22 protein-coding genes are annotated in these 24,539 nt (G+C 67.1%); 21 read left to right on the top strand and 1 reads right to left on the bottom strand.

Going from position 1 to position 24,539, the window contains the following annotated elements:
* Positions 1 to 99 precede the first annotated feature (99 nt).
* The 6 genes from HMPREF1868_RS06225 (at position 100) to HMPREF1868_RS06200 (ending at position 5,319) form a co-directional block, all read left to right on the top strand.
* On the top strand, positions 100 to 714 hold the full coding sequence (locus HMPREF1868_RS06225; protein WP_159430773.1) for a DUF47 domain-containing protein: 615 nt from the start codon (positions 100 to 102) through the stop codon (positions 712 to 714).
* Entirely contained in the window at positions 707 to 1,696 is a 990-nt protein-coding gene (locus HMPREF1868_RS06220; RefSeq protein ID WP_009279073.1) for an inorganic phosphate transporter, read from the top strand. The genes HMPREF1868_RS06225 and HMPREF1868_RS06220 overlap by 8 nt, the downstream gene beginning before the upstream one ends.
* A 145-nt stretch (positions 1,697 to 1,841) precedes the next feature.
* A complete protein-coding gene (locus HMPREF1868_RS06215) occupies positions 1,842 to 2,807 on the top strand; it encodes an ABC transporter substrate-binding protein (protein ID WP_062531322.1) in 966 nt (321 codons plus the stop codon).
* 97 nt (positions 2,808 to 2,904) lie between these two features.
* Positions 2,905 to 3,822: an ABC transporter permease gene (locus HMPREF1868_RS06210; RefSeq protein WP_062531321.1), complete on the top strand. Its 918-nt coding sequence runs from the start codon at positions 2,905 to 2,907 to the stop codon at positions 3,820 to 3,822.
* Positions 3,822 to 4,616 carry an ABC transporter ATP-binding protein gene (locus HMPREF1868_RS06205; RefSeq protein ID WP_062531320.1) on the top strand — a complete coding sequence of 265 codons (795 nt, stop codon included), beginning with the start codon at positions 3,822 to 3,824 and terminating at the stop codon, positions 4,614 to 4,616. Before HMPREF1868_RS06210 ends, HMPREF1868_RS06205 begins: the two co-directional genes overlap by 1 nt.
* A gap of 25 nt (positions 4,617 to 4,641) precedes the next feature.
* Positions 4,642 to 5,319, top strand: coding sequence for an aspartate/glutamate racemase family protein (locus HMPREF1868_RS06200; protein ID WP_082719567.1), 678 nt, complete (start codon positions 4,642 to 4,644; stop codon positions 5,317 to 5,319).
* Positions 5,320 to 5,335: 16 nt separating this feature from the next.
* On the opposite strand, the gene HMPREF1868_RS06195 is transcribed toward HMPREF1868_RS06200, so the two are convergent.
* A complete protein-coding gene (locus HMPREF1868_RS06195) occupies positions 5,336 to 6,616 on the bottom strand; it encodes an amidohydrolase family protein (RefSeq protein WP_062531318.1) in 1,281 nt (426 codons plus the stop codon).
* A gap of 191 nt (positions 6,617 to 6,807) precedes the next feature.
* Here HMPREF1868_RS06195 and HMPREF1868_RS06190 point away from each other — a divergent pair, with 191 nt between their 5' ends.
* From HMPREF1868_RS06190 to HMPREF1868_RS06120, 15 genes are all read left to right on the top strand, one after another.
* The gene (locus tag HMPREF1868_RS06190; protein WP_062531317.1) at positions 6,808 to 7,467 is read left to right on the top strand and encodes a 5-formyltetrahydrofolate cyclo-ligase; all 660 of its coding nucleotides are present in this window, start codon (positions 6,808 to 6,810) and stop codon (positions 7,465 to 7,467) included.
* Entirely contained in the window at positions 7,464 to 8,222 is a 759-nt protein-coding gene (locus HMPREF1868_RS06185; RefSeq protein ID WP_062531316.1) for a response regulator transcription factor, read from the top strand. The genes HMPREF1868_RS06190 and HMPREF1868_RS06185 overlap by 4 nt, the downstream gene beginning before the upstream one ends.
* Entirely contained in the window at positions 8,219 to 9,193 is a 975-nt protein-coding gene (locus HMPREF1868_RS06180; protein WP_062531315.1) for a sensor histidine kinase, read from the top strand. Before HMPREF1868_RS06185 ends, HMPREF1868_RS06180 begins: the two co-directional genes overlap by 4 nt.
* A 136-nt stretch (positions 9,194 to 9,329) precedes the next feature.
* Complete coding sequence (locus HMPREF1868_RS06175; protein WP_062531314.1) at positions 9,330 to 10,073, top strand: ABC transporter ATP-binding protein; 744 nt, start codon at positions 9,330 to 9,332, stop codon at positions 10,071 to 10,073.
* Between the two features lies 1 nt (position 10,074).
* A complete protein-coding gene (locus HMPREF1868_RS06170) occupies positions 10,075 to 11,979 on the top strand; it encodes an ABC transporter permease (protein ID WP_062531312.1) in 1,905 nt (634 codons plus the stop codon).
* A gap of 110 nt (positions 11,980 to 12,089) precedes the next feature.
* Entirely contained in the window at positions 12,090 to 13,199 is a 1,110-nt protein-coding gene (locus tag HMPREF1868_RS06165) for a helix-turn-helix domain-containing protein (protein ID WP_062531310.1), read from the top strand.
* Between the two features lie 377 nt (positions 13,200 to 13,576).
* Positions 13,577 to 15,241, top strand: a complete 1,665-nt coding sequence (locus tag HMPREF1868_RS06160) for a formate--tetrahydrofolate ligase (protein WP_062531308.1) — start codon at positions 13,577 to 13,579, stop codon at positions 15,239 to 15,241.
* A 119-nt stretch (positions 15,242 to 15,360) separates the two neighbouring features.
* On the top strand, positions 15,361 to 15,993 hold the full coding sequence (locus HMPREF1868_RS06155) for a cyclodeaminase/cyclohydrolase family protein (protein WP_009279087.1): 633 nt from the start codon (positions 15,361 to 15,363) through the stop codon (positions 15,991 to 15,993).
* A 1-nt stretch (position 15,994) separates the two neighbouring features.
* Positions 15,995 to 16,846 carry a bifunctional 5,10-methylenetetrahydrofolate dehydrogenase/5,10-methenyltetrahydrofolate cyclohydrolase gene (locus tag HMPREF1868_RS06150; RefSeq protein WP_009279088.1) on the top strand — a complete coding sequence of 284 codons (852 nt, stop codon included), beginning with the start codon at positions 15,995 to 15,997 and terminating at the stop codon, positions 16,844 to 16,846.
* Between the two features lie 59 nt (positions 16,847 to 16,905).
* Positions 16,906 to 17,499 (top strand): GTP cyclohydrolase I FolE, encoded by a 594-nt coding sequence (folE, locus tag HMPREF1868_RS06145; protein WP_009279089.1) that lies wholly within the window; start codon positions 16,906 to 16,908, stop codon positions 17,497 to 17,499.
* A 117-nt stretch (positions 17,500 to 17,616) separates the two neighbouring features.
* Complete coding sequence (locus HMPREF1868_RS06140; protein ID WP_062531306.1) at positions 17,617 to 19,023, top strand: bifunctional folylpolyglutamate synthase/dihydrofolate synthase; 1,407 nt, start codon at positions 17,617 to 17,619, stop codon at positions 19,021 to 19,023.
* Between the two features lie 98 nt (positions 19,024 to 19,121).
* Entirely contained in the window at positions 19,122 to 19,553 is a 432-nt protein-coding gene (locus HMPREF1868_RS06135) for a double zinc ribbon domain-containing protein (protein WP_009279091.1), read from the top strand.
* 217 nt (positions 19,554 to 19,770) lie between these two features.
* Positions 19,771 to 21,534: a 1-deoxy-D-xylulose-5-phosphate synthase gene (locus HMPREF1868_RS06130; protein WP_062531304.1), complete on the top strand. Its 1,764-nt coding sequence runs from the start codon at positions 19,771 to 19,773 to the stop codon at positions 21,532 to 21,534.
* A gap of 366 nt (positions 21,535 to 21,900) precedes the next feature.
* Positions 21,901 to 23,667: a threonine--tRNA ligase gene (gene thrS / locus HMPREF1868_RS06125; protein ID WP_062531302.1), complete on the top strand. Its 1,767-nt coding sequence runs from the start codon at positions 21,901 to 21,903 to the stop codon at positions 23,665 to 23,667.
* Between the two features lie 2 nt (positions 23,668 to 23,669).
* Positions 23,670 to 24,386 carry a PLP-dependent transferase gene (locus HMPREF1868_RS06120; RefSeq protein ID WP_009279094.1) on the top strand — a complete coding sequence of 239 codons (717 nt, stop codon included), beginning with the start codon at positions 23,670 to 23,672 and terminating at the stop codon, positions 24,384 to 24,386.
* The last annotated feature ends 153 nt before the right edge of the window (positions 24,387 to 24,539 follow it).

Below are 24,539 nucleotides of genomic sequence, written 5' to 3'. Positions count from 1 at the left end.
GCCCTGCGGTGGCAGGGCACTCTGCCACGGGTGTAGAATTCAACGGTTCGTCAAAAAACGAGATGGGCACGCGCCCTAGAAGAGGGGCCTATGAGCCGCGTGAGTCGCAAGGAAGCCGTCTTCTATGACCACTTCAGGGCGTCGTCGAAGATGATCGTCGAAGCCGCGGAGCTCTTCGTGAGAATCGTGGGGGAGTGGCCGAGCTCCAAGCCCCTCATCCCCCTGATGAAGGAGTTCGAGAGCAGGCACGACGAGCTCACCGGACAGGCGATGGACGAGCTCAACCGCTCCTTCATCACGCCCTTCGACCGCGACGACGTATTCCAGCTCATCACCCTCCTGGACGACATCGTGGACGGCATGGAGGGGGTCTCGGCGCGCTTCGCCATCTACGACGTCAACGTGATGATCGCCCCCGCCAAGGACATGGCCGACCTCACCCTGGCCTCCGCCCGCGAGCTCCAGACCCTCTTCGAGCACTTCGACAGGTTCAAGAAGGATCCCGTCGTCACGCAGCAGATGCGGCGCGTCAACGAGCTCGAGGACCAGGGCGACGTCGTCTACCGGGAGGCGCTCGGCGCCGTCTTCGCCGCCCACGACGACCCCATCCACACCCTCAAGTGGAAGAGCCTGCTCGACAAGATGGAGGACGCGCTCGACAACTGCAAGCACGTCTCCAACGTTGCCCATAGCGTGGTAATGAAGAATGCCTAGCCCGCTGCTCGCCGCCGTGCTCGTCATCGCGTTCGCCTTCGAGTTCATCAACGGCTTCCACGACACGGCGAACGCCATCGCCACCACGGTGTACACGCGCGCCCTCTCTCCCCGGGTGGCCATCCTGAGCTCTGCGGCCATGAACTTCGTCGGCGCGCTCACGAGCGAGAAGGTCGCCATGACCATCGCCACGGGCCTGGTGAGCGTGCAGCTGGGACTTCACGTCATCCTCGCCGCCCTCCTGGGCGCCGTGGCTTGGGACCTCTTCACCTGGTGGTTCTCGATTCCCTCGAGCTCGAGCCACGCCCTCATCGGGAGCCTCATCGGCGCGACCATGGTCTTCACGGGGGGACCCCAGGACGTGATCTGGGAGGGGGTTGTGGACAAGGTCGTGATCCCCCTCTTCACCTCGCCCCTCATCGGCCTGGCCCTGGGCTTCGTCTTCATGAACCTGGCCTTCGAGGCCTTCGCCGACGTCACGGCCCATAACGCGAACTCCTTCTTCCACAAGGCCCAGGTCGCCTCGTCGATGTTCATGGCCTACAGCCACGGCAACAACGACGCACAGAAGACCATGGGCATCATCACCATCGCCCTTGTCTCGGCGGGGATGCTCGATGCCGGGGCCGGCGTGCCCCTCTGGGTGAAGGTGCTCTGCGCGGCGATGATGGCCCTGGGGACCGCCATCGGCGGGCAGCGCATCATGAAGACGGTGGGCCAGGGCGTCACCAAGCTGGAGCCCGCCATCGGCTTCGTCTGCCAGACGGCCTCTGCCATCGCCATCGAGGCGATGACCGCCCTGGGCGCACCTGTCTCCACCACGCAGGTGCTCACCACCTCGATCATGGGTGCGGGCAGTGCCAAGGGCATCAAGAACGTGCGCTGGGGGGTCGCCGGCAGCATCGTGACCGCCTGGGTCGTGACCCTTCCGGCCACCATGTGCCTGGGCGCCCTCTTCGCCCTCGTGGCGGAGCGCTTCTAGGGCTCTCGGGCGAATTGCACGGCATCCCGAGCCTTCCCATAAATAACTTAATACGCAGGAAACCATCGGCGTCCGCCCAACTGATATAACCAACAGCATCGAGACGCCTGCCGCATCCTGCGGTGCATTCAGAGAGGGGATTGCCATGAACAGCCTCAGCAGAAGGTCCTTTCTCGCCGTGGCACTGGGAGGATGCTCCTCCTTTGCGCTTGCTGCCTGCGGAAACGTCGGCACGGGCTCCAAGGGGGGCTACAAGATCGGCGTGCTGCAGCTCACCGAGCACGCCGCCCTCGACGCCGCGAACGCCGGCTTCGTCCGCGCGCTCGACGAGTCCGGACTGAGCTACACGATCGACCAGCAGAACGCCCAGAACGACCAGTCGGCCTGCCAGACCATCGCCTCCAAGCTGGTCAACGACGGGGATGACCTCATCCTCGCCATCGGCACGCCGGCCGCGCAGGCGGTCGCAGGCGCCACCGACCAGATTCCCGTCATCGGTACGGCCATCACCGACTTCGCGGCCTCCGGTCTCGTCGCCTCCAACGACGCCCCGGGCGGCAACGTAACGGGCAGCTCCGACCTCACGCCGGTCGAGGACCAGTTCGACCTCCTGGTCAAGCTCATCCCCTCCGCCAAGAAGGTCGGCCTGCTCTACTGCACCGCCGAGTCGAACTCCGACGTCCAGGTCGCGCTCGCCGAGGCTGCCGCCTCCGCCCGCGGCCTAGAGGCCGTCCGCTTCTCGGTCTCGAGCTCCAACGAGATCCAGCAGGTCGTCGAGTCGATGGTGGGCAAGGTGGACGTCGCCTACGCGCCGACCGACAACACGATCGCCGCAGGCATGTCCACGGTCTCGATGGTCGCCAACGAGCACAAGCTCCCGGTCATCGTGGGCGAGCAGGGCATGGTAGACAACGGCGGCCTCGCCACCTATGGCATCAACTACGACCAGCTGGGCTACAAGGCCGGCCAGATGGCCGTCAAGGTCCTGAAGGGCGAGGCCAAGCCTGCCGAGATGCCCATCGAGTACCTCGCTGCGGAGGACTGCACCCTTGCGACCAACCAGACCACGGCCGACGCCATCGGGGTCGACCTCTCCGTGCTGGGCGCCTAGGCGCGGGTCGCGTCTCGTCCCGGGATGGGACGACAGTTTCTGACGTTCGTCGTGTGCCCCGGGGCGACCCGGGGCACATCGCAGGTTTGGGGGTAGCATGCTGCCAGCTCTAACGGGTGCCGTCTCTCAGGGAATCCTCTGGGGCGTCATGGTGCTCGGACTCTTCGTCACCTACAAGATGCTCGACATTGCCGACCTGACGGTCGACGGCAGCTTCGCCCTGGGCGGCTGCGTCGCGGCGGTCGCCTCCGTCTCGCTGGGGCTCGACCCGCTGGTCGCGATCTTACTGGGCATGCTTGCCGGCGTGGTCGCGGGCCTGGTGACGGGGCTTCTCCACACTGTGTTCGACATCCCCGCCATCCTGGCCGGCATCCTGACCCAGATCGCCCTCTGGTCGGTCAACCTGCGCGTCATGGGCAAGTCGAACACCCCGCTCCTCAACGTGGACACCGTCTTCACGCGCATCTCCGCGCTGACGGGCCTCAACCAGGCCACCTCGGCCATGGTCGTGGGGCTCGTGGTGGCAGCGGCTCTGGTGGCGGCCATGTACTGGTTCTTCGGCACCGAGATTGGCTCCGCCCTGCGCGCCACGGGCAACAACGAGGACATGTGCCGCGCCCTGGGCATTGACGTACGCGTCACCAAGCTCATAGCGCTTGCCCTCTCCAACGGCCTGGTGGGCCTCTCGGGCGCCCTCATCTGCCAGAGCCAGAAGTACGCCGACATCGGCATGGGCACGGGCGCCATCGTGATCGGACTCGCCGCCATCGTCATCGGCGAGGTCCTGGGCCGGCTCACCCCCGGCAAGCTCCAGGCCTTCGGCAGCCGCCTCACCTCGGCGGTCGTGGGCTCCGTCGTCTACTTCCTCATCAGGGCCATCGTGCTCCAGATGGGCCTCGACGCCAACGACATGAAGCTCCTCTCGGCCGTGATCGTCGCCCTTGCCCTGGTGGTACCCACCGTCGTCGAGCGCCAGCGGCAGAGGCGCTCCTACTCGAAGGGAGGCGAGCGCTGATGCTGCGCCTCACCAACGTCAGCAAGACCTTCAACAAGGGCACCGTCAACGAGAAGCCCGCCCTCGTCGGCGTGGATCTCCACCTCGAGCCCGGCGACTTCGTCACCGTGATCGGCGGAAACGGGGCGGGCAAGTCGACCCTGCTCAACGCCATAGCCGGCGTCTTCCCGCCCGACTCGGGCGTCATACAGATCGACGGGGCCGACGTGAGCCTGCTCTCCGAGCACCAGCGCGCCCGCTACCTGGGGCGCGTCTTCCAGGACCCCATGCGCGGCACCGCGGCCGACATGCAGATCGACGAGAACCTGGCTCTGGCCCGCCGCCGCGGCGAGGGCAGGGGACTGTCCTGGGGCATCGGGAAGGCCGAGCGCGCCGAGTACGCGGAGCGACTGGCCTCGCTCGACCTGGGCCTCGAGGACCGTCTGAGCTCCAAGGTCGGCCTGCTCTCGGGCGGGCAGCGCCAGGCGCTCACCTTGCTCATGGCCACGCTCAAGAAGCCCAAGCTCCTGCTTTTGGACGAGCACACGGCGGCACTGGACCCCAAGACCGCCAAGAAGGTCCTTGAGCTCACGGCCCAGGTCGTCGAGAGGGACTCCCTCACCACCCTCATGATCACGCACAACATGAACGACGCCATCCGCCTGGGCAGCCGCCTGATCATGATGCACGAGGGCCACGTGATCTACGACGTGAGCGGCGAGGAGAAGCGCGCGCTCAAGGTCCACGACCTGCTCCTCAAGTTCGAGGAGGCAAGCGGCGGCGAGCTCGCCAACGACCGCATGCTCCTGAGCTAGCCGCGCGCCGGCGGACGGGGGTCTCATGAGGAAGATGGGCATCGTTCTGGCGACGGGCGAGGCAGGCATGCGCCACTTCACGGACGTGCTCGGGGAGGAGCTGGGCGAGACCGCCGCGCAGGTCGAGCGCTCGTCCGTGGATGCCGCTCTGACGAACGCCCTCGCCGGCGAGGGCGACAGGGAGGGCCTGGTCGCGCTCCTCGCCCCTGCGGTCGAGTCGCTCGAGCGTCGTGGCTGCGAGCTCGTCGCGATCGTGGGGACCGACGCGCACCTCGTCCTCCGCGAGTTGCGGGGTACGACCAGCGTGCGGCTGCTGAGCGTGGTCGAGGCCAGCTGGAGGAGAATCGTCGCAGCGCGGTATGTGCGCGTACTTCTCCTTGGCACGTCCACCACCATGCGCGAGAAGTTCTTCAAGTCGCCCATCGCGGCGAGCCACGTTCCGGTGTTCACGCCCAACGACGAGGACAAGGAGTGGGTCGACGCCGTGATCGGGCGCGTGTCCGGGGGAGAGGAACCCTCGGCGCGCGACCTGGCACGTTTTGACGAGCTCGTGGGCGAGGCGGTCGAGCATGGCGCCCAGGCCATCGTGATGGCCGCGCCGGAGCTCCTCGCGCTCACGCGGGGTCGAGAGCTTGCGCTCCCGGTGGCCGACGCCCTGGGGGCTCAGGCCCAGGCGCTCGTGGACGAGGCTAGAGTCAGGTAGCGCGTGCGCCGCGAGGCTAATCCAGGAACTTGTCCAGCTCCCTGTCGAGCAGGGCGTTGCGTCTGACATGGGGGTGCCGTACGAGGATGCCGCGTGCCATGACCATGTCGACCTCGCGAAGCGCCTTGAGGTCCTCGAGGGGGTTCCGCGCACAGACGACGAGGTCGGCGTCCTTTCCCTCCTCGACGGAGCCCGTCACCCTGTCGATGCCCGCGAGCCGGGCGTTGCCGAGGGTTGCGGTATGCAGGGCGAGCGCATTGCTTGCGCCCACGTACTTGTGGAAGTAGACGAGTTCGCGCCAGAAGTCGTACTGGGCGATCCAGGGGCAGCCCACGTCGTTGCCGAGCGCCACGGGCACCCCGGCGGCAAGTGCCGCCTTCGAGCACTCCCTGATGCCGTCGAAGACGACCTTGCCATTGAACTGGGCCATCTCGGAGGCGCCTGAGACGCTTCTGTCGAAGAGCGCATAGGGGAGGGCGGGGGAGAGCGTGGTCACCAGGAAGGAACCCCTTTCGGCGAAGAGGGCCATGGTGTCCTCGTCCGGCCTGGCGCCGTGCTCGATCGAGTCGACGCCGCCCTCGAGTGCGGCGCGGACGCCCTCGGGAGACTCCACGTGCGCCGCCACGATGCGACCGCGCGCGTGCGCCCGGTCGCAGCAGGCACGCACCATCTCTGGAGGCATCTTCATCTCGCCGGGCTCTCCCTTGGCCCGTGCGTCCATGACCCCGCCGGTAATCATGAGCTTGACGAGGTCCGCGTTCTGGTCGCAGGCGGCATCGACCGCGGCCAGGGCCTCTTCGACGGTCGTCGCCGCGACGGCGACCGATCCGGCCATGTGCCCTCCCGGCACCGAGACCGCCTCGTTGGCGGCGAGGATGCGCGGTCCGATCCTCCTGCCTGCGGCGATCTCGTCCCTCACGCGCGTGTCGAGGTCGCGCAGGCCGCCAACGGTGCGCACGGTGGTCACGCCGCCCATGAGTGCGGCCTTGGCGAACCCGGCCACCATGAGGTGGGCGACGGCCGCGCCGACAGGAGTGGCAAAGATGGCGTCCACCGTCTTCTTGGGGTCCTTGCCACCCGACTTCGGGCTGCCGTTGCCCGCAAGGTGGACGTGCATGTTTATCAGGCCGGGCAGTAGGAATCTGCCCCCGAGGTCGACCACGCGGTATCCGGAGGGGGCCGTGCCCGCATCGACGGACTCGATGCGTCCGTCCGCGACGAGTACGCAGCGTCCCTCCTGGGGTTGAGCCTCGAGCGTTCCGTCGATCACGGTGGCATTGGCAAATGCGTATCTCATGGCCCCTCCTCGAAGTCAGCGCTGCCATCGTAGACCTTCCGAGTTTCGATGGTCTAGGAGGCGGGGTTCTTGTGCCAGACACTTTTCCCTTTGCCTGCATTGCAGCAGGATGGCGCGCCTCCTTCCCTGTGACGCATGCTTCGGGGTGGAGTAAGCTCTCCTCGATGTGAATTGGGTCCTGGGGGAGGCACATGGAGGACAAGGAAGTCACCGCGCGCAAGAAGGAGCTTCGCAAGCGGCTCAGGCAGGCGCGCAAGGACCTTGGCTCCGAGGCGCGAGAGCGTGCCGATGCCGGCATCGCCTCCCGCGTCCTCTCTCTGTCCGAGTGGCAACGCTCCCAGATCGTCCTCGCCTACCTTTCGGTAGGCGAGGAGGTGGACACACGCGGGCTCGTACGTCAGGCGTGGGTGGCTGGCAAGGTCGTTGCCATCCCCCGTGTGGTGCCCCACACTCGTCTCATGGAGTGGTATCGCATCGACGACTTCGACCGCCTCGAGCGCAGCTCCTTTGGCGTGGAGGAGCCCCTTGCGGAGCCAGATCGCCTTCTGGACGTCGCGCGCGAGGCAGAGGCGGGCGGGAGCATCCTCGCCGTCGTGCCTGGCCTGACCTTCGACGGCCATGGCTTCCGCATGGGGTACGGGGGCGGCTTCTATGACACGCTGCTTGCCGATTTTCCTGGCACTTCCGTCGGCATATGTCGCGAGGCGCAGCTTACCGATAACCTGGCAGCCATGGGCGTGGTGGGGGAGCATGACCTGGGCGTCGACGTGGTAGTGACGGAGCGGCGCACCATCGAAACGTCCGAGAGCCCCTGGTCCAATTGGGCGCGAGAGAAGGAGGGCCAGGCATGACCATGGAGAAGACAACGGCGGCACATGGTGGCGCGCGGCGGGCCGAGGGCGCAACGCTGCGGCCCATCCTCATAGTGGAAGATGACAGCGCCCTCGCGGGCCAGGTAGCAGACCTGCTGGGGCGGTATCGCTACCAGTGCCGCGTGGCGGACTCGTTCGATGACATAGACGCCCAGGCCCGTGCCCTCGACCCCTCCCTCGTCCTGCTCGACGTGAGCCTGCCCCGCTACGACGGATTCTTCTGGTGTCGTCGCATCCGCGAGACATCGCACGTCCCCATCGTCATGGTCTCGGCTCGTGATGCCGCGTCCGACCAGGTGCGTGGCATGGAGGCGGGAGCTGACGACTACGTGACGAAGCCCTTCGACCTCGACGTGCTGCTCGCCAAGGTGCAGGCGCAGATGCGCCGCAACTATGGGGAGCTCGCACTTGCCACAACGGAGCTCGAGTCCCTCGCTTGCGACGGGCTCGTCTTTTTCCCGGGACTCCTCAGGGCGGAGTACCAGGGCTCAACGATCGAGCTCACCGCCACGGAGGCAAGTCTCCTTGGATGCCTGATGAGGGCATATCCAAAGACGGCTGCGCGTGGAGACCTGTACATGGCCGCGTGGGACGGGGAGGGCTTCGTGGAGCCCAACACCCTGAACGTCAACATCCGCCGGCTTCGCGATCGCTTCTCCAGTGCGGGCATTCCCGCCCAGATCAAGGTGGTGCGCACCGTTGGCTATCGTCTCTACATGGGCGGAAGGCCATGAGGCTCTTCCTCAGGGATCATCTGGACGTCATGGCCCTCTTCCTCCTCGAGTCCGTTGCCATAGCCCTTGCCTTTCACTTTGGCCGAGGCTTCGAGACGGCCGCAGGCATCGCCTACTTCCTCTTCGTGGCGGCATTCGTGCTGGCGGTGTTCCTTGTCGTGCGATTCGCGCGCAAGCGGGCGTTCTACGAAAGCCTGGAAGAGGACGTCGAGACCATGGAACAGCTGGTGGGGCGCCATAGCGGCGACCCCGTCACCGAAGCGTACGTCACACGCAGGCGTGATGCCTACCGCAGCTACCAGCGCCAGCTGAACGAGCGAGACGACGAGATGCTGCGCTGGCGGACGCATGTCATGCAGTGGGTGCACCAGATGAAGACGCCCGTGAGCGTCCTGCGCCTCATGGTTCAGAAGAACCCCGGGCACATGGACTCGTTCGGTGCGCTCTGCGAGCTCGATCGCATGCAGGGGCAGCTCGACCTCATCCTGAGTCTCGTGCGCATGGAGCGCATGCAGGCCGACCTCACCATCGAGGACCTGTCCCTCAAAGAGGTGGTAGAGGCCGTTATTGACAAAGAGAGGCGCCTCTTCGCGCAGAGGGAGGTCTTCCCCACTGTAGGCATCGACGCAAGCCTGCGCGTGCGCACCGACAGGAAATGGCTCGCGTTCGTCATCGAGCAGATACTGCATAACGCCGTGAAGTATTCGGACGCGGGGTCGTCGATCGAGGTCGGCGCGGGGGAGTCGGACGGAAGCGTGGAGCTCAGCTTTGTCGATCACGGCATTGGCATCCGCCCGCGCGACCTGCCGCGCATCTTTGACCTCTACTTCACGGGGAGCAACGGACGCGATCACGACCAGTCGTCAGGCGTCGGACTGTACGTAGTGAAGCGCGCGCTCGACGAGCTTGGGCACGAAATAGAGGTGAGGTCTGAGGTTGGGCATGGAACCCGAGTGGACATAGTTTTCTAGCGTCGCCCCCGACTCGCGCCCATCATCCCCCTTGTGCAAAAGTGACAGGGGCTGTCATCTTTCGTCACTCCACTCGATAGCGCCCCTCACGTGCCGTTTCGTATTCTGCTTGCAGCGAATCGGAAAGGAGAACCTCATGGCGATTCTCACCATCGAGCACGCGAGCAAGATATACGGAACCGGAGTTCAGGTGCGTGCCGTGAACGACCTGTCCATGAAGATGGAGGAGGGCGAGTTCGTAGCGATCATGGGGGCGTCGGGATCGGGAAAGTCCACGCTCCTCAACCTCATCTCGGGCATCCTCCCGCTCAGCTCGGGAGAAATTCGCATCGACGGGCGCGACATCTCCCACCTGGGCGAGCCCGAGGCGGCCGAGTTCCGCCGCAACGAGCTCGGCTTCGTCTTCCAGGACTTCAACCTGGTGGACACGCTCACCATCCGCGAGAACATCATGCTCCCACTTATGTTGCGCCACGTCCCGCCTGCACGCATGAACGCCGCAGCCGAGAGCATTGCCGCGAGCCTTGGCATCGGCAAGATCCTCGACAAACGGACGTATGAGGTGTCGGGAGGTCAGGCGCAGCGTGCCGCCATCGCCCGCGCCATCATCCACAGCCCACGCCTCCTTCTTGCCGACGAGCCCACGGGCAACCTCGACTCGGCGGCAGCCGAGGGCGTCATGCGCATCTTTGTCGACCTCAATGCGCGTCGGGGCACCTCCACCATCATCGTCACGCATGACGCCAAGACCGCAAGCTTCTGCACGCGCGCCATCTTCATCAAGGACGGTTGCATCCTGGAGGAGCTGTACCGCGAGGGAGACGGGCTGGCGTTCTACGACGAGATCCTGAACGTGCTCAAGTTCATGGGGGCGAAGTAGGATGAGCTTCTTCAGGTTTGCCCTCAACAACGTCATGCGCGACAGGGAGAGCTACGTCGCGTTCTGGCTGAGCAGCGTGTTCTCGATCGTGGTCTTCTTCGTCTTCTCCGCCAACATGAACCATCCGCAGCTTGCGCAGAGCGAGAGCGTGCAGGACATCATGCGCCTCGCCATCGCCTTCATCGCCGTGTACTCCCTGGGGTTCCTGGGGCTTTCGCTCAGCGCCTTCCTGAAGCGCAAGCGGCGCCTGTACGGGGCCCTCCTCACCATGGGCATGACGAGGCGCCAGGTCGCCCTCTCGATCGTGCTCGAAAGCCTCCTGATTGGCGTGAGCGCCATCGCCGCAGGACTCGTCATCGGGCTTGTCTTCGGGCATCTCATGGTCATGCTCATGGCCCGCATCATCCATGTCGCCGACATCGCATACCAGTTCCCGTCCGCGTCCATCGTGCAGACCGTCGTCACGTTCTCCGTCATATTCCTGGTGGCGAGCGCAGCGCAGGCGCGCGGGATATGCAGGCGTCCCATCGTCGACCTGCTTGCCGCCAAGGTCGACGAGAGCCGCGAGATGCGCTTCTCGAAGCCCCTGGCCGTCCTGGGCATCGTCCTGCTCGCCTGCGGCTGCGGCACCTGCCTGTTCGGCGTCATCCCGTCCGTGCGAACGTTCGTGGAGTCCCACGACGCGCTCGTCGACGTCATATCCTGGCTCATCATCGCGTCCACGCTCGCCGGACTCTTCCTCGCGTACCGCCAGTTCTCGTTCCTCGTGATCTCGCGCGTCGCGCGGTCGCGCTATTACCTGAGGGAGGGAAACGCCATCTGGGTCTCCGGGCTCAGGGACCGCCTCAAGGGGTCGGTCACGACGATGTTCGTGTCGACCCTCATGCTCACGATGTCGTTCAGCGCCATCGTCGTGTCCCTCGCCCTCGTCACGACGGTCCGCGCCGACATCACCAGGGATATCCCCTTCGGAATCGGGTACTTCTCGTATGGCGACAACGCGCGGGAGTCGGCAGACGTCAGCGAGATCGAGGCCGAGCTCGCCAGCCATGGCGTGGCGTACGCGAAGGACTCCTACGGCATGCTGCAGACCGAGAAGACCATCTTCGGGAACAAGTTCGTTGCCCAGAGCTCATACGAGAGGCAGTCGGGTAGGACGCTCTCGATCGAAGACGGACAGGCGGTTGACGTCTCCGGCGCGGCCGAGCCAGAAAGCTCGGTGGAGGTGCCAGGCGGCCGGGTGCTGGAGGTCGTCGGTACGTCCACACCCATACTGGACACCGCCAAGCGCAGCGGCAGTTACGTGGTGAGCGATGCGGACTGGCAGATGCTGCAGGACACGGGCAGCCTTGTGGACGTGAGGGTCTTCACGTTTGACGTGGATGACGATGCCCAAGCCCAGGAGGTGCGTACCGCCTGCGAGCGCATACGCAGCACGATAGGCGTGGGCCTCGGGGACGGGAACGACTTCCTCTTCATTCCTCGCATAGAGACCATCTTCCTGCAGGAGTACTCGTACGAGATGTACACCTACATCTCGCTCATGCTGGCCGTCATCTTCATAGTGGCTTCCATCAGCCTCGTCTACTTCCGGCTGCTCTCCGACGTGCGCGAGAGCCTGCCCGTCATGCGCAACCTGAACCGCATGGGGCTGTCCCTGGCACAGGTGCTGCGCATCCAGAGGCGCCAGCTGCAGCTGCTCTTATCCCTGCCCATTGGGTTCGCAGTCGTGCTGACGGGCTTTGCGATGGCGTTCCTCATCAGCATGGACGTAGCGAGCGCACATGTCTACGTGCGCATGGCTGTGACCATGGTTCCCCTGCTCGCGTTGGAGGCCCTGCTCTTTGCAGCGCTGGACACCCGCTTCAGCGGACAGGTGAAGGCCTTCGTCCGTCCGCGGGACTAGTTGACTCAACCCTCGAAAAGGTCAACTCGCGCTCGCTTGAGCGGTAGGCACCAGCGCCAGAGAATGGACCTGCACGGAAGAGGGGAGCCATCCTGAAGAGGGGAGCCATCATGCAGAACACAAGCGCGACCAACATCGGGGCCACCATCGCACGGGCGCGCCATGCCGAGGGGCTCACGCAGGAGCAGCTCGCGGACCTCCTTGGCGTGACGAAGGCTGCCGTAAGCAAGTGGGAGCTTGGGCTCAGCCTGCCCGACGTGGCGCTGCTGCCGAGCATAGCGGCACAGTTTGGGATGTCGCTTGACGAGCTGTTCGATTGGGACTCCCAGCTGGACGAAGGCCAGGTCAGGGAGACGGCGGCGAGAATTGCCCTGCGCGCCAACGACGACCCCGAGGGTGCCTACGCAGAGATCAGGTCGGTGACGGCAGAGCACCCCTTCTGCCTGCCTTGGCTACTCCAGGCAGCAATGTTCTACCTTGGTCGGAGCGCGGCGGATCCCACGCGAGCCGACGAGCTGAGGGATAGCGCCTTCGACTGCCTCGACCGTGTCGAGGCTCGCTCCGAGGACGCGAGGCAACTCGCCCTGGCGCGCTTCATCAGGGCGGGGTTCCTCCGCAGGCAAGATGACAGGTTGGGGGAGGCGATCGCCCTGCTTGAAGGCATCGTTGGGGCAACGCCCATAGGAACCTCCTCGGTGCTCGCCTCTCTGTACGAGCAGTGCGGGCGAGCGGAGGACGCCGCATCTCTTCGTGAACGCGAGCTGTTCTCGAGCCTCGGTGGGGTCATGGGGGGCATCTGCGCCCAGCTGCTGGCCCATCCATCCAAGGCGCAGGCGGATGCGCTGCTCAAGGCTGGGAACGCCCTCGTGTCGGGCTTTGAGCTGGAGGAGCACCTGCCCGAGACCGCCCTTACCTTCTGGGCCGGGGCAGCGGCGGCTTCGGCTCAGCTTGAGGAGGCGACGGAGGCAGCATCCTATCTCGCCAGGTTCGCAGGCCTGGCGGAGAAGGTCATCTGCGCGGCGGAGCAAGGTGAGAGGTTCCCTGCCGGTCCCCTCTTCGAGCACGTCTTCGCCCCCGGCAACGCGGCAGACATGGTGCGACCCCCGGCATCAATGGTGAGGAAGGGCCTTCTTTCCATGGTCGAGGGCCGCGGCGAATGGAGCTTGGTCGCACAGGATTCCAAGGTCGCGAGAGCCCTTGCCCGCATAAGGCAACTCTAGCAAGCGCGACGGGCGCCGCACGCACAGAGCACTCGTACGCGCGGCCTGCTCCACCCAGGGCGCCCTGTTATCCTTGCGGGCAGCCGCCCGGGGGCATTGCCATCGGCGAAGCCCAATGCGTGCCGGAACACGCCATCGTATGGGTGATTCTGCCTATTACCCCCACGCGCCGAAGCTTGGGTGTGTGGCTCGGGCATTCCGTTCAATATGATTGTCATTGTCGTACCACCTGCGGGCGGCTGGTTTCATCGGCGCAAAATGACCAACCCTGGCGCAGGAGTTCTTGCCAAAATGGCGTGGGGAGCCGGGGCACGTTCCCTAGCATGTGTCCCGTGAGTCCAAAGGCGAGCGTTGCGTCCGGAGAAGGGGAGTAAGCGATGGCAAAGTCAGACATCGAGATCGCACAGGAGGCCGAGATTCGGCCCATTGGCGAGATTGCCGAGAAGCTGGGCCTCACCGACGACGAGCTCATCCCCTACGGCCACCACATGGCCAAGGTGGACGTCACCAAGATGGCCGACAAGCCCAAGAAGGCCAAGCTCGTCCTCGTGACCGCCATCAATCCCACGCCCGCCGGCGAGGGCAAGACCACCACCTCCGTCGGACTGGCCGACGCCATGAACGCCCTCGGTCACAAGACGGTGCTCGCTCTGCGCGAGCCCTCCTTGGGTCCCGTCTTCGGCGTAAAGGGCGGCGCGGCTGGTGGTGGCTATGCCCAGCTCATCCCCATGGAGAACATCAACCTGCACTTCACCGGCGACTTCCATGCCATAGAGAACGCCAACAACCTGCTGGCCGCCATGCTCGACAACCACGTCAAGCAGGGCAACGAGCTGGGCATCGACCCGCGCCGCATCGTGTGGAAGCGCGCGATGGACATGAACGACCGCCAGCTGCGCAAGATCGTGGACGGCCTGGGCGGCGTGGCCAACGGCATGCCGCGCGAGGACGGCTTCGACATCACCGTGGCCTCCGAGGTCATGGCCATCTTCTGCCTGGCCACCGACCTCATGGACCTCAAGGCGCGCCTGGGGGGCGTCGTGGTGGCCTACACCTATGACCGCAAGCCCGTCACCGCACACGATCTCAAGGCGGAAGGCGCCATGACGGCGCTGCTCAAGGATGCCATCTCGCCCAACCTGGTGCAGACCCTCGAGCACAATCCCGCGTTCGTGCACGGTGGCCCGTTCGCCAACATCGCCCACGGCTGCAACTCCGTCTCTGCCACCACCACGGCCATGAGGCTCGGCGACTACGTGGTGACCGAGGCTGGTTTCGGGGCCGACCTGGGCGCCGAGAAGTTCTGTGACATCAAGTGCCGCCTCGCGGGCCTCACGCCCGACGCCTGCGTGGTGGTCGCCACGGTCCGCGCGCTCAAGCACCACGGCGGCGTGGCCAAGGCCGACCTCAACGACGAGGACCTCGAGGCCCTCGAGGCGGGCCTGCCCAACCTCCTGCAGCACGTCGACAACATGAAGAACGTCTACGGCCTGCCCGTCGTGGTGGCCATCAACGCGTTCCCCACCGACACCAAGGCCGAGCTCGACCTCGTCGAGGCCAAGTGCAGGGAGCTGGGCGTGAACGTGGCCCTTTCCGAGGTGTGGGCCAAGGGCGGCGAGGGCGGGCGTGCCCTGGCCGAGGAGGTCGTGCGCCTCTGCGACGAGCCCTCGGACTTCCATTTCTCCTACGAGCTCGGCGGCATCAAGGAGTCCATCGAGGCCATCGCCAAGCGCGTGTACCGCGCCGACGGGGTCGACTTCACCACCTCTGCCGAGAAGCAGATAACGCAGCTCGAGGACCAGGGCTTCACCAACATGCCGGTGTGCATGGCCAAGACCCAGTACTCCTTCTCCGACGACGCGGCAAAGCTTGGTGCGCCCAAGGACTTCCGTATCACGGTGCGCAACGTGAAGATCTCCGCGGGCGCCGGCTTCGTCGTCGTGCTCACTGGCGACATCATGACCATGCCCGGCCTGCCCAAGCGGCCCGCGGCGGAGGGAATCGACGTCACCGAGGACGGCCGCATCGTGGGCCTCTTCTAGAGCGTCGCCTTCGCCGTCCGCGCGGAGCGCGCGCTGTGGGAACATCGACGGGGTCAAGCAAAAGCATCCTGGGTGCCGGGAGCCCCTGCCCCGGTGCCCAGGCGTCGTTTGGAGCAAACATGGAAGACCGCCTAGCGCAGAGGAGCTGCGAGGACTTCTCGCACGACCTCGCGTCCAGGGTGTCGAGTCCCGCAGGCGGCGCGGCCGTCGCCTACGTCGCCTCCCTGGGTGCCGCCCTGGGCTCCATGGCAGCAGAGTTCACCCTGGGCAAGTCTCGCTACGCCGATGTGGAGGGGGAGGTCAGGGAGGCCCTGGACGAGCTCGGGCGGATCCGTCTGAGGCTCGTCGAGCTCGTGGACGAGGACGCCCGCTCGCTCGAGCCTCTGACCCGAGCCTACGCCCTACCCGCGGGCGACCCCCGAAGGCCCGCCGCCCTCGAGGCGGCAGGCCGAGGCGCCTGCGAGGTCCCCCTCGAGCTCATGGGACTCGTCGCCCGGGCGATCCCGCAGCTGGAGCTCCTGGGCGAGAAGGGCTCGCGGCTGCTCGTCTCGGACGTGGGCTGCGCCGCGGCGCTCTGCGGGGCGTCGCTCTCGGCGGCGAGCCTGAACGTCTACGTGAACACGCGCTCGCTCGTGCGGCGCGACGTGGCGGATGGGCTCGACGCCCGCTGCGATGCGCTCCTGGCGCAGTGGGAGCCAAGGGCCGAGGCGCTGCTGCGCGCGGTCACGCGCGCCTTGAGGGAGAGGGGCTAGCATGTCCAGGGAACTGAGGGGTGCCCCCGTCGCCGCAGCCATCGCCGAGGGGCTGCGCCGGCGCGTGGATGCCCTCGCCGAAGCCGGGAGGCCACCCGTGCTGGCGGTCCTTCGCGTGGGGGAGAGGCCCGACGACCTCAGCTACGAGCGCGGCCTCCAGAAGAGGGCGGACGCGCTCGGCATCGGCCTGAGGAGGGTCCTGCCGCCCGAGGGCTGCGGCCAGGGGGAGCTGGAGGCGGCCATTCGCTCCGTCAACGAGGACGACGAGGTCTCCGGCTGCCTCATGTTCCGTCCGCTTCCCGCGGGGCTCGACGGGGAGGCTGCCTGCACCCTGCTCGCTCCTGGGAAAGACGTGGACGGCGTCACGCCTCTCTCGCTTGCCAAGGTCTTCTCGGGCAGGGGACGTGGCTTCGCGCCCTGCACGGCGGAGGCGGCCCTGCGCCTCCTCGACCACTACGGCATCGGGCTCTCGGGCAGGCGCGTGACCGTCGTGGGGCGCTCGCTGGTCGTGGGACGTCCGCTGGCGCTGCTGCTGCAGGCGCGTGACGCTACCGTGACGCTCTGCCACAGCAGGACCCGTGACCTCGCCGCCGCATGCCGCGGGGCCGAGGTCCTCGTCGTCGCCACGGGCAGGCCCCGCATGGTCGGCGCGGACTTCGTCACTCCCGGCCAGGTGGTGGTGGACGTGGGCATAAACTGGGACGGCGAGGCGGGCAGGCTTGTGGGCGACGTCGACTTCGACGCGGTGGCGCCCCTCGTCTCTGCCATCACGCCGGTCCCGGGCGGGATCGGCTCCATAACGACGGCCGTGCTCATGGAGCACGTGGTGAGTGCGGCCGAGCTGCGGCACTGATTCAGACGTTGACGGTGCATGGCGCCGCGCCCGCGCGCGGCCGGAGGGAAGGCAGGTGCATGGAACGGGACGAGGCCCAGGTGGCGCATGGGATAGACAGGCCGCGCGTGGAGGCGGCGATGAGGGAGTTCCTTCTCGCCATAGGGGAGGACCCCGACCGCGAGGGGCTCAGGGGCACCCCCGACCGCGTGGCGCGCGCCTGCGAGGAGCTCCTGGGGGGATACGCCGAGGACCCGTCCTCCCACCTGCTCAGACAGTTCCAGGAGGGCCACAACCAGGAGCTCGTCATAGTGAGGGACATCCCCTTCGCCTCCCTGTGCGAGCACCACGTCCTCCCCTTCGTGGGCAAGGCGCATGTCGCCTACATCCCCCGCGACGGTCGCATCACGGGACTCTCGAAGATAGGCCGCTGCGTGAGCGGCTATGCCCGCAGGCTCCAGGTCCAGGAGCGCCTCACCGCACAGATCGCCGACGCCATGGTCGACGCGCTCGACCCCCTGGGCGTCCTCGTCGTCCTGCAGGCGGAGCACAGCTGCATGACCATGCGCGGCATCAGGAGCGCCGGCTCGCAGACGGTCACCTCCGCGGTGCGCGGCGCGCTCAAGAACGACGCGCGCACGCGCGAGGAGGCACTGAGGCTCCTCGGGCTCTAGGGGGCGAGCCTCCGCCCGTGGTGGGGCATGCGGGCCCTCTCACCCCGGGCCTCCCGGTCTCCATCCGCCAAACGTCGCCGCATGCGTCCATGTCGCGAACACGAAGGAAGGCAAGACATGTACCGACTCCCGTTTCCCGTTCCCGAGCTGAGCTACGACGACGCGCTCGGCGTCCTTCGCTCGACGCTCAGGCTGGGCATCAGCCCCATGCTCGAGAGCGTGGAGGACATGCTCGCGGAGCTCGGCAACCCCGACCTGAGCTTCCGCAGCCTGCAGGTCGCGGGCACGAACGGCAAGACGTCCACCTCCCGCTACGCGGCGGCGATCCTGCGCGGGGAGGGCCTCAGGGTGGGCCTCTACACCTCGCCCGAGCTCGTGAGCTACACCGAGCGCTTGGAGGTGGGCGGAGCCCCCATATCCGAGCGCGACTTCGCCCAGGCGATCGCCGCCGCGGCGGAGGCCGGACGACGCGTCAACGCCGCCCGGGAGGCCTCGGGCGAGCGTCCCTATGACATCACCGAGTTCGACCTGCTCACCGTGGGCGCCTGCGTCGCCTTCGCGCTTCTGGGGGCGGAGGTCGTGGTGCTCGAGTGCGGTATGGGCGGCCGCTGGGACGCCACCACGGCTGTGGGCTCCATCGAGTCCGTCGCCGTGACGGGGGTGGGCCTCGACCACACCCGCATCCTGGGTGACACCCTCGAGAAGATTGCGGGCGAGAAGGCCGCCATCATCCGCTCCGGCAGGAGCTGCGTGCTGGGCGTGGGCACCGCCACCCCCACGAGCGTCGAGGACGTCTTTCTCCGGCGCTGCGCCGACGAGGGCGTGGTGCCGACGCTCCTCAGGCCGCGGAGGCTCGAGGACGCGGTGGGGGAGCTCCATCCCGGACTGCCGCGCACCCACGGGGACCTTCCCCATGCCAGCTACGAGGTCCTGCGGCGACCGGGGCGCATAGGCGGATCCCTGGTGTTCGACGTCACGACCCCGCGCTCGCGCTACCGCGAGCTCTCGGCCCTGAAGCCCGTCTACCAGGCCGCCAACGTGGCCTGTGCCGTGGTGCTCTGCGAGGACTTTCTGGGACGCGGGCTCAATCCCGAGGCGCTCTTCGAGTCCGTGGTCTGCTGCCCCACGCCCGGCCGCTTTGACGTGGTGCGCGCCGACCCCGTGGGACTCATCGACGCCTGCCACAACCCGCAGTCCGTCGGAGTGTTCCTCTCGGCCGTGAGGGAGGTCGCCTCCGAGGCCGCATCGAGGCCCACCCTCCTCTGCGCCGTCCTGGCAGACAAGGACGTGGACGGGATCGTCGGCCTCCTGGCGCCTGAGTTCCCCCGCGTGGTCGTCACGCAGACGTCCTCGCCGCGCGCCCTGGCGGCGCACGAGCTTGCCGAGCGCTTCCGCGCCCATGCCGCAGAGCCGGTGGGGGAGTATGCGAGCTGCGGAGAGGCGCTGGCCGCCCTGGTGGGAGAGGCCTTCGTCGCCTGTGGTTCCATCACGCTTGCGGGAGAGGTCGCGGCCGCCCTGCGCTAGCCATCTGCTACAATTGCCCGAGCTACCCAAATGGGTCATGGCGCGAGCATGTCCGTCCGCGTGGCGCCGTCCTATGACAGCAAAGGAGCACAGCCTTAATGTCAGACCTACTTGACCAGCTCATCACCCCTGAGGTGCGCATGGTGCTCTACCTCATGGTCGCCTGCGTCGTCATGCTCTATATCCTCTCCATCGTCTACGTCATCCGCGACGCCCAGCGGCGCGGTGCCGAGCCCTGGTGGCTCTGGGCGATCATCTCGGTGATCCCCATCGTGGGCCTTCTCGCCTACGTGATCCTGCGCCCCAGCAGCTACCTGGTCGACCGCGAGGAGCAGGACCTGGACATCGCCCTGCGCGAGCACCAGCTCTCGCACTACGGCATCTGCCCCAAGTGCGGAGCTCCCATCGACCGCGACTTCGTGGTCTGCCCCATCTGCAACACGCAGGTGCGCAACGTCTGCCCCACCTGCCACCGCCCGCTCAATGCGGACTGGAAGGTCTGCCCCTACTGCCGTACCCGCATCCAGTAGCCCTAAGGCCAACGTAGTTCCGACGCCAGGCGCCTCCGTCACCGCGACGGGGGCGCCTGACTTGTGCGCGACGGACCTCTGACGTCGTGCGGCCCGCTTCGTTACGCATGCGTTTCGATGGGCGGGAAGGTACGTGACGTCGTTCTCGCGCGCCCCACCCCGGGGAATAAGGTCCCGAGAAAAGCCGCCGTTCCGATGCAGCGCAGAAAGGAAGCGCATGTACCTAGAGAACATCCATTCGCCCCAGGACGTGAAGGCCCTCGCGGGCGACCAGCTGCCGGTCCTCGCACAGGAGATCCGGGACGCGCTGCTGAGGCGCGCCGCGGCGCACGGTGGGCACTTCGGCCCCAACTTCGGCTTCGTCGAGGCGACGATCGCCCTGCACTACGTGTTCGACTCGCCTCGCGACCACTTCGTCTTCGACGTCTCGCACCAGACCTACCCGCACAAGATGCTCACAGGGCGCGTCGACGCCTACCTCGACCCCGCGCGCTACGACGAGGTCAGCGGCTACAGCAACCCCGCCGAGTCGGACCACGACCTCTTCGAGGTCGGCCACACCTCGACCTCCATCAGCCTGGCACTGGGGCTGGCCAAGGCCCGCGACCTCGCCGGGAGGCACGAGAACGTCGTCGCGGTCATAGGCGACGGGTCCCTCAGCGGGGGAGAGGCCCTCGAGGGCCTGGACGTCGCCGGCGAGCTGGGCAGCAACTTCGTCATCGTCTTCAACGACAACCAGATGTCCATCGCCGAGAACCACGGCGGCATGTACGCGGGCCTCGCCCGCCTGCGCGAGACGGGGGGCAAGGCGGAGGACAACCTCTTCCGGGCCATGGGCCTCGACTACCGCTACGTGGCGGACGGCAACGACTGCGCGGCCCTCGTCGCCGCCTTCGAGGAGGTCCGCGACATCGACCATCCCGTGGTGGTCCACGTCAACACCCTGAAGGGCAAGGGCTACGCCCCCGCCGAGCAGGACCCCGAGCCCTGGCACTACAACGCCCCCTTCGACCTCGCCACGGGGCGTCCCCTCCGCCAGGGCTCCGGCGAGGGCTACGGCTCCATCACGGCGCACTACCTGCTCGAGCGCGCCAAGTCGGACCGCGACCTCCTCGTGCTCGCCGCCGCAGTGCCCGGCACCCTGGGCCTCGGGCCCTCCCAGCGCGCGGACCTCGGCGAGCACTACCTGGACGTCGGCATCGCCGAGGAGACTGCCGTCGCCCTGGCCTCCGGAGCGGCGAAGGCAGGGGCGCACGTCGTCTTCGGCACGCAGGTGACCTTCCTGCAGCGCGTCTACGACCAGCTCTCGCAGGACCTCTCCATCAACCACAACCCTGCGACCATCGTGGGTGCCAACGCCTCGGTCTGGGGCATGAGCGACGTGACCCACGCCGCCTTCTACTCCATCCCCATGGTGGCCAACATCCCCGGCATCACCTACCTCGCCCCCACCAACGTGGAGGAGTACCTCTCCATGCTCGGGTGGTCGCTCGACCAGGAGGAGGGCCCGGTCTACATCGCCCTTCCCGCCGGTCCCGTGCGGCACGCGCCCGAGGGCGCCGTCCAGCGCGACGACTACTCCCAGACCCGCTGGGAGCACGCGCGCGAGGGCAAGAGGGTCGCGATCCTCGCGTTGGGGGACTTCTTCGGCCTGGGAGAGCGGGCGGCGGACCTCCTCGCCGAGCACGGGGTGGAGGCCACGCTGGTCAACCCCCTCTTCGCCTCCGGTCTCGACGAGGGCGCCCTGGACAAGATCGCCCGCACGCACGAGCTCGTCGTGACCCTCGAGGACGGCTCGGTGGACGGCGGCTTCGGCCAGCGCGTGGCGGGTCGGCTCGCGGCCGACCCCTCCACGAGGGTCCTGGTCCGCGGCTTCGCGAAGGCCTTCTACGACCGCTACGACGCGGACGAGCTCCTGCGCGAGGCACGGCTCACCCCCGAGCAGGTCTGCGAGGACGTTCTGGCCCAGCTGGGGGCATAGCCACCGCGCGGGGCGGGCGAGAGGGGCGTGCGTGCGCGGTCGCGGATGGCTCCTCTCGCCCGTGTCGTCCATGTGGCCTCCTTGGGGCGATGGGTTCCAAGTGCGCTGTCTGGGCTGACCGGAGGCCCAGGATGTGGTAAACCTTTGCCCTGTAGCCAAACGGAGGTTTCCCAGCATGCTCTCTTGCGACAGGCCAGCGTCTGCCAGCTCCACCCGAACTCCGACTATCTAGGCGTCTGTCCCTTCACGGCAGCGAGCTGCCTGTGGCAGGCGCCTCAACCGCTCGGCCCCAGAGGGAGGTCGGGCGTTTTTTCTTGTACCGACGAGCATGGCAAGCGACCAGCTGCAAGGAAAGGTTTTACAACTATGAAGGCACTCTTCAACGACGGCCGCGTGGACGAGGTCCCCGAGGACGAGGAGCTCCACGTCATCCGCCACTCCGCCGCGCACATCATGGCGCAGGCCATCAAGCGCCTGTACCCTGAGGCCGACTTCGCCTACGGTCCCGCCACCGAGAACGGCTTCTACTACGACATCGACCTGCCCGGGGGCCAGAAGATCACCGACGAGGACCTTCCCGCCATCGAGGCCGAGATGCGCAAGGTTGCCAAGGAGAATCTCAAGTTCGAGACCTACGAGCTCCCCCGTGCCGAGGCCATCGAGCACATGAGGGAGAGGGGGGAGAAGTACAAGGTCGAGCATATCGGCGACCTCCCCGAGGACGCGCGCATCACCTTCTACAGGCAGGGCGAGTACGTCGACATGTGCGTGGGTCCCCACCTCACCTACACCAAGGCCCTCAAGGCCTTCAAGCTCACTGGCGTCTCGGGCGCCTACTGGAAGGGCGACAGCTCCAACAAGATGCTCACCCGCGTGAGCGGAACCGCCTTCCGCAGCAAGGACGAGCTGGCGGCCTGGGAGCACATGCTCGAGGAGGCCGAGAAGCGCGACCACCGCAAGATAGGCCGCGAGATGGACCTCTTCATGATGAGCGACGCCGGTCCAGGCTTCCCCTTCTGGCTCCCCAACGGCATGCGCGTCAAGAACGCGCTCATGCAGTACTGGCAGGAGATGCAGGACGCCTACGGCTACGAGCAGGTGCAGACGCCCATCATCCTCTCGCGCAAGCTCTGGGAGACCTCGGGCCACTGGGACCACTACAAAGAGAACATGTACACCACCCTCATCGACGATGAGGACTACGCGGTGAAGCCCATGAACTGCCCGGGTGCCTGCCTGATCTACAAGAGCCGTCCGCGCTCCTACCGCGACCTGCCCCTCAAGCTCGCCGAGGCCGGGCTTGACCACCGTCACGAGCTCAAGGGCGCCCTGCACGGCCTCTTCCGCGTGCGCGAGTTCACCCAGGACGACGCCCACCTCTTCATCCGTCCCGACCAGATCACCGAGCAGGTGACGGACACGGCGCACCTGATCACCACCTACTACGCTCAGTTCGGCTTCCCCTACCGCGTCGAGCTCTCCACCCGCCCGGAGGACTCCATGGGCTCCGACGAGGACTGGGAGCAGGCAGAGGTGGGCCTCAAGGAGGCGCTCGACTCCATGGGCGTCGAGTACACGCTCAACGAGGGCGACGGCGCCTTCTATGGCCCCAAGATTGACTTCCACCTGCAGGACTGCCTGGGCCGCACCTGGCAGTGCGGCACCATCCAGCTCGACTTCCAGCTCCCCCAGAACTTCGAGCTCGAGTACACTGCCCCCGACGGCAGCAAGCAGCGCCCCATCATGATCCACCGCGCCGGCTTCGGATCCTTCGAGCGCTTCACCGGCATGCTCATCGAGCAGTACGCCGGAAAGTTCCCCACCTGGCTGAGCCCCTGCCAGGTCAAGGTCCTTCCCGTGTCCGAGAAGGCCCGCGACTACGCCAAGGAGGTCGGCGAGAGGCTGCGCGCCGCCGGCATCCGCGTCAAGGTGGACGAGCGCGACGAGAAGATCGGCTACAAGATTCGTGAGGCGCGCTCCATCGACCGCGTGCCCTACATGCTCATCCTGGGCGAGAAGGAAGCCGAGGCGGGCAACATCAGCGTCCGCGACCGCTCCAACGAGACCCACCAGACGAGCCTCGAGGAGTTCGTTGCCAGCGTGACGGCAGAGATCGCCGAACGTCGCGGCTAGGCGTGGGGGGCCGTCCTCAGAGCGAGGTCGAGAGGGGCTTCTCCCAGAGGGTCGGGGCACGGCGCACGCGCGTCGTGCGCGCCGGCTCCCGGGAGGGGCTCCTCTCGCGTCTGTGCCTGCCCGGGGACGCCCTCGTGGTGCCGACCCTCGGAGGCATGCCCGTGGGGGTGCCGGACCTGCGCGTCCTCGCTCCCGAGGCGCGGGGGCAGGGCAGGGCGGTCGTGGCCGACAACACGCTCGCGAGCTCCTTTGGCGCGGCGCCGCTCAGGCGTGGTGCGCACCTGGCGGTGGAGCTTCTCGACCCCGTCCTGGGAGAGGGCGCAGGTCTGGCCGCGGTGAGCCTCTCGCGCGACTCGCGGCGCGTCGCGGGACTGGACGAGGCTGTGGACGCGCTCGACGGCGCGAGCGCGGGGGAGCTCGAGGCGCTCGTGGCGGCGCTTCCTGCTTTCGACCTGCGCCGACGTGCCGCGAACGACGAGGCGATGGTCGTCGCCTGCTACCTGCGCTGCCATCCCGCCGTCTCGGGGCTGCGCTATCCCGGGCTTCCCGATGACCCAGACCACGAGGCTGCGGCGGCATTGCTCTTCGACGGATTCGGGCCCCTCGTGGACTTCCGGCTGGCGGGGGAGGCCTCCTGGTGTCGCGTCGCCTGCGGCGGGGGAGACGCACGGGGGCTCGTGGCACGGCTGGAGGCACGGCTGTGCCGTCAAGGCTGCTAACCCCGGGCGTTCCCGCCGCCCTCTTGCTCGCCTCGCTGCCGAGATGGGGCTGTGGGCCTGGCAGTGGGCGGCGGCGGGGTATGGGGCGCTTCTGGCATCTTGCCCTTTCGTCCACGAAGCCTCCCCATGCGTTCTTCCTCCCGTACGTTCTTC

Source organism: Olsenella sp. DNF00959, from assembly GCF_001553055.1.
Lineage (GTDB): Bacteria > Actinomycetota > Coriobacteriia > Coriobacteriales > Atopobiaceae > Olsenella_I > Olsenella_I phocaeensis.
This window is presented reverse-complemented; position numbering and strand designations above follow the sequence as displayed.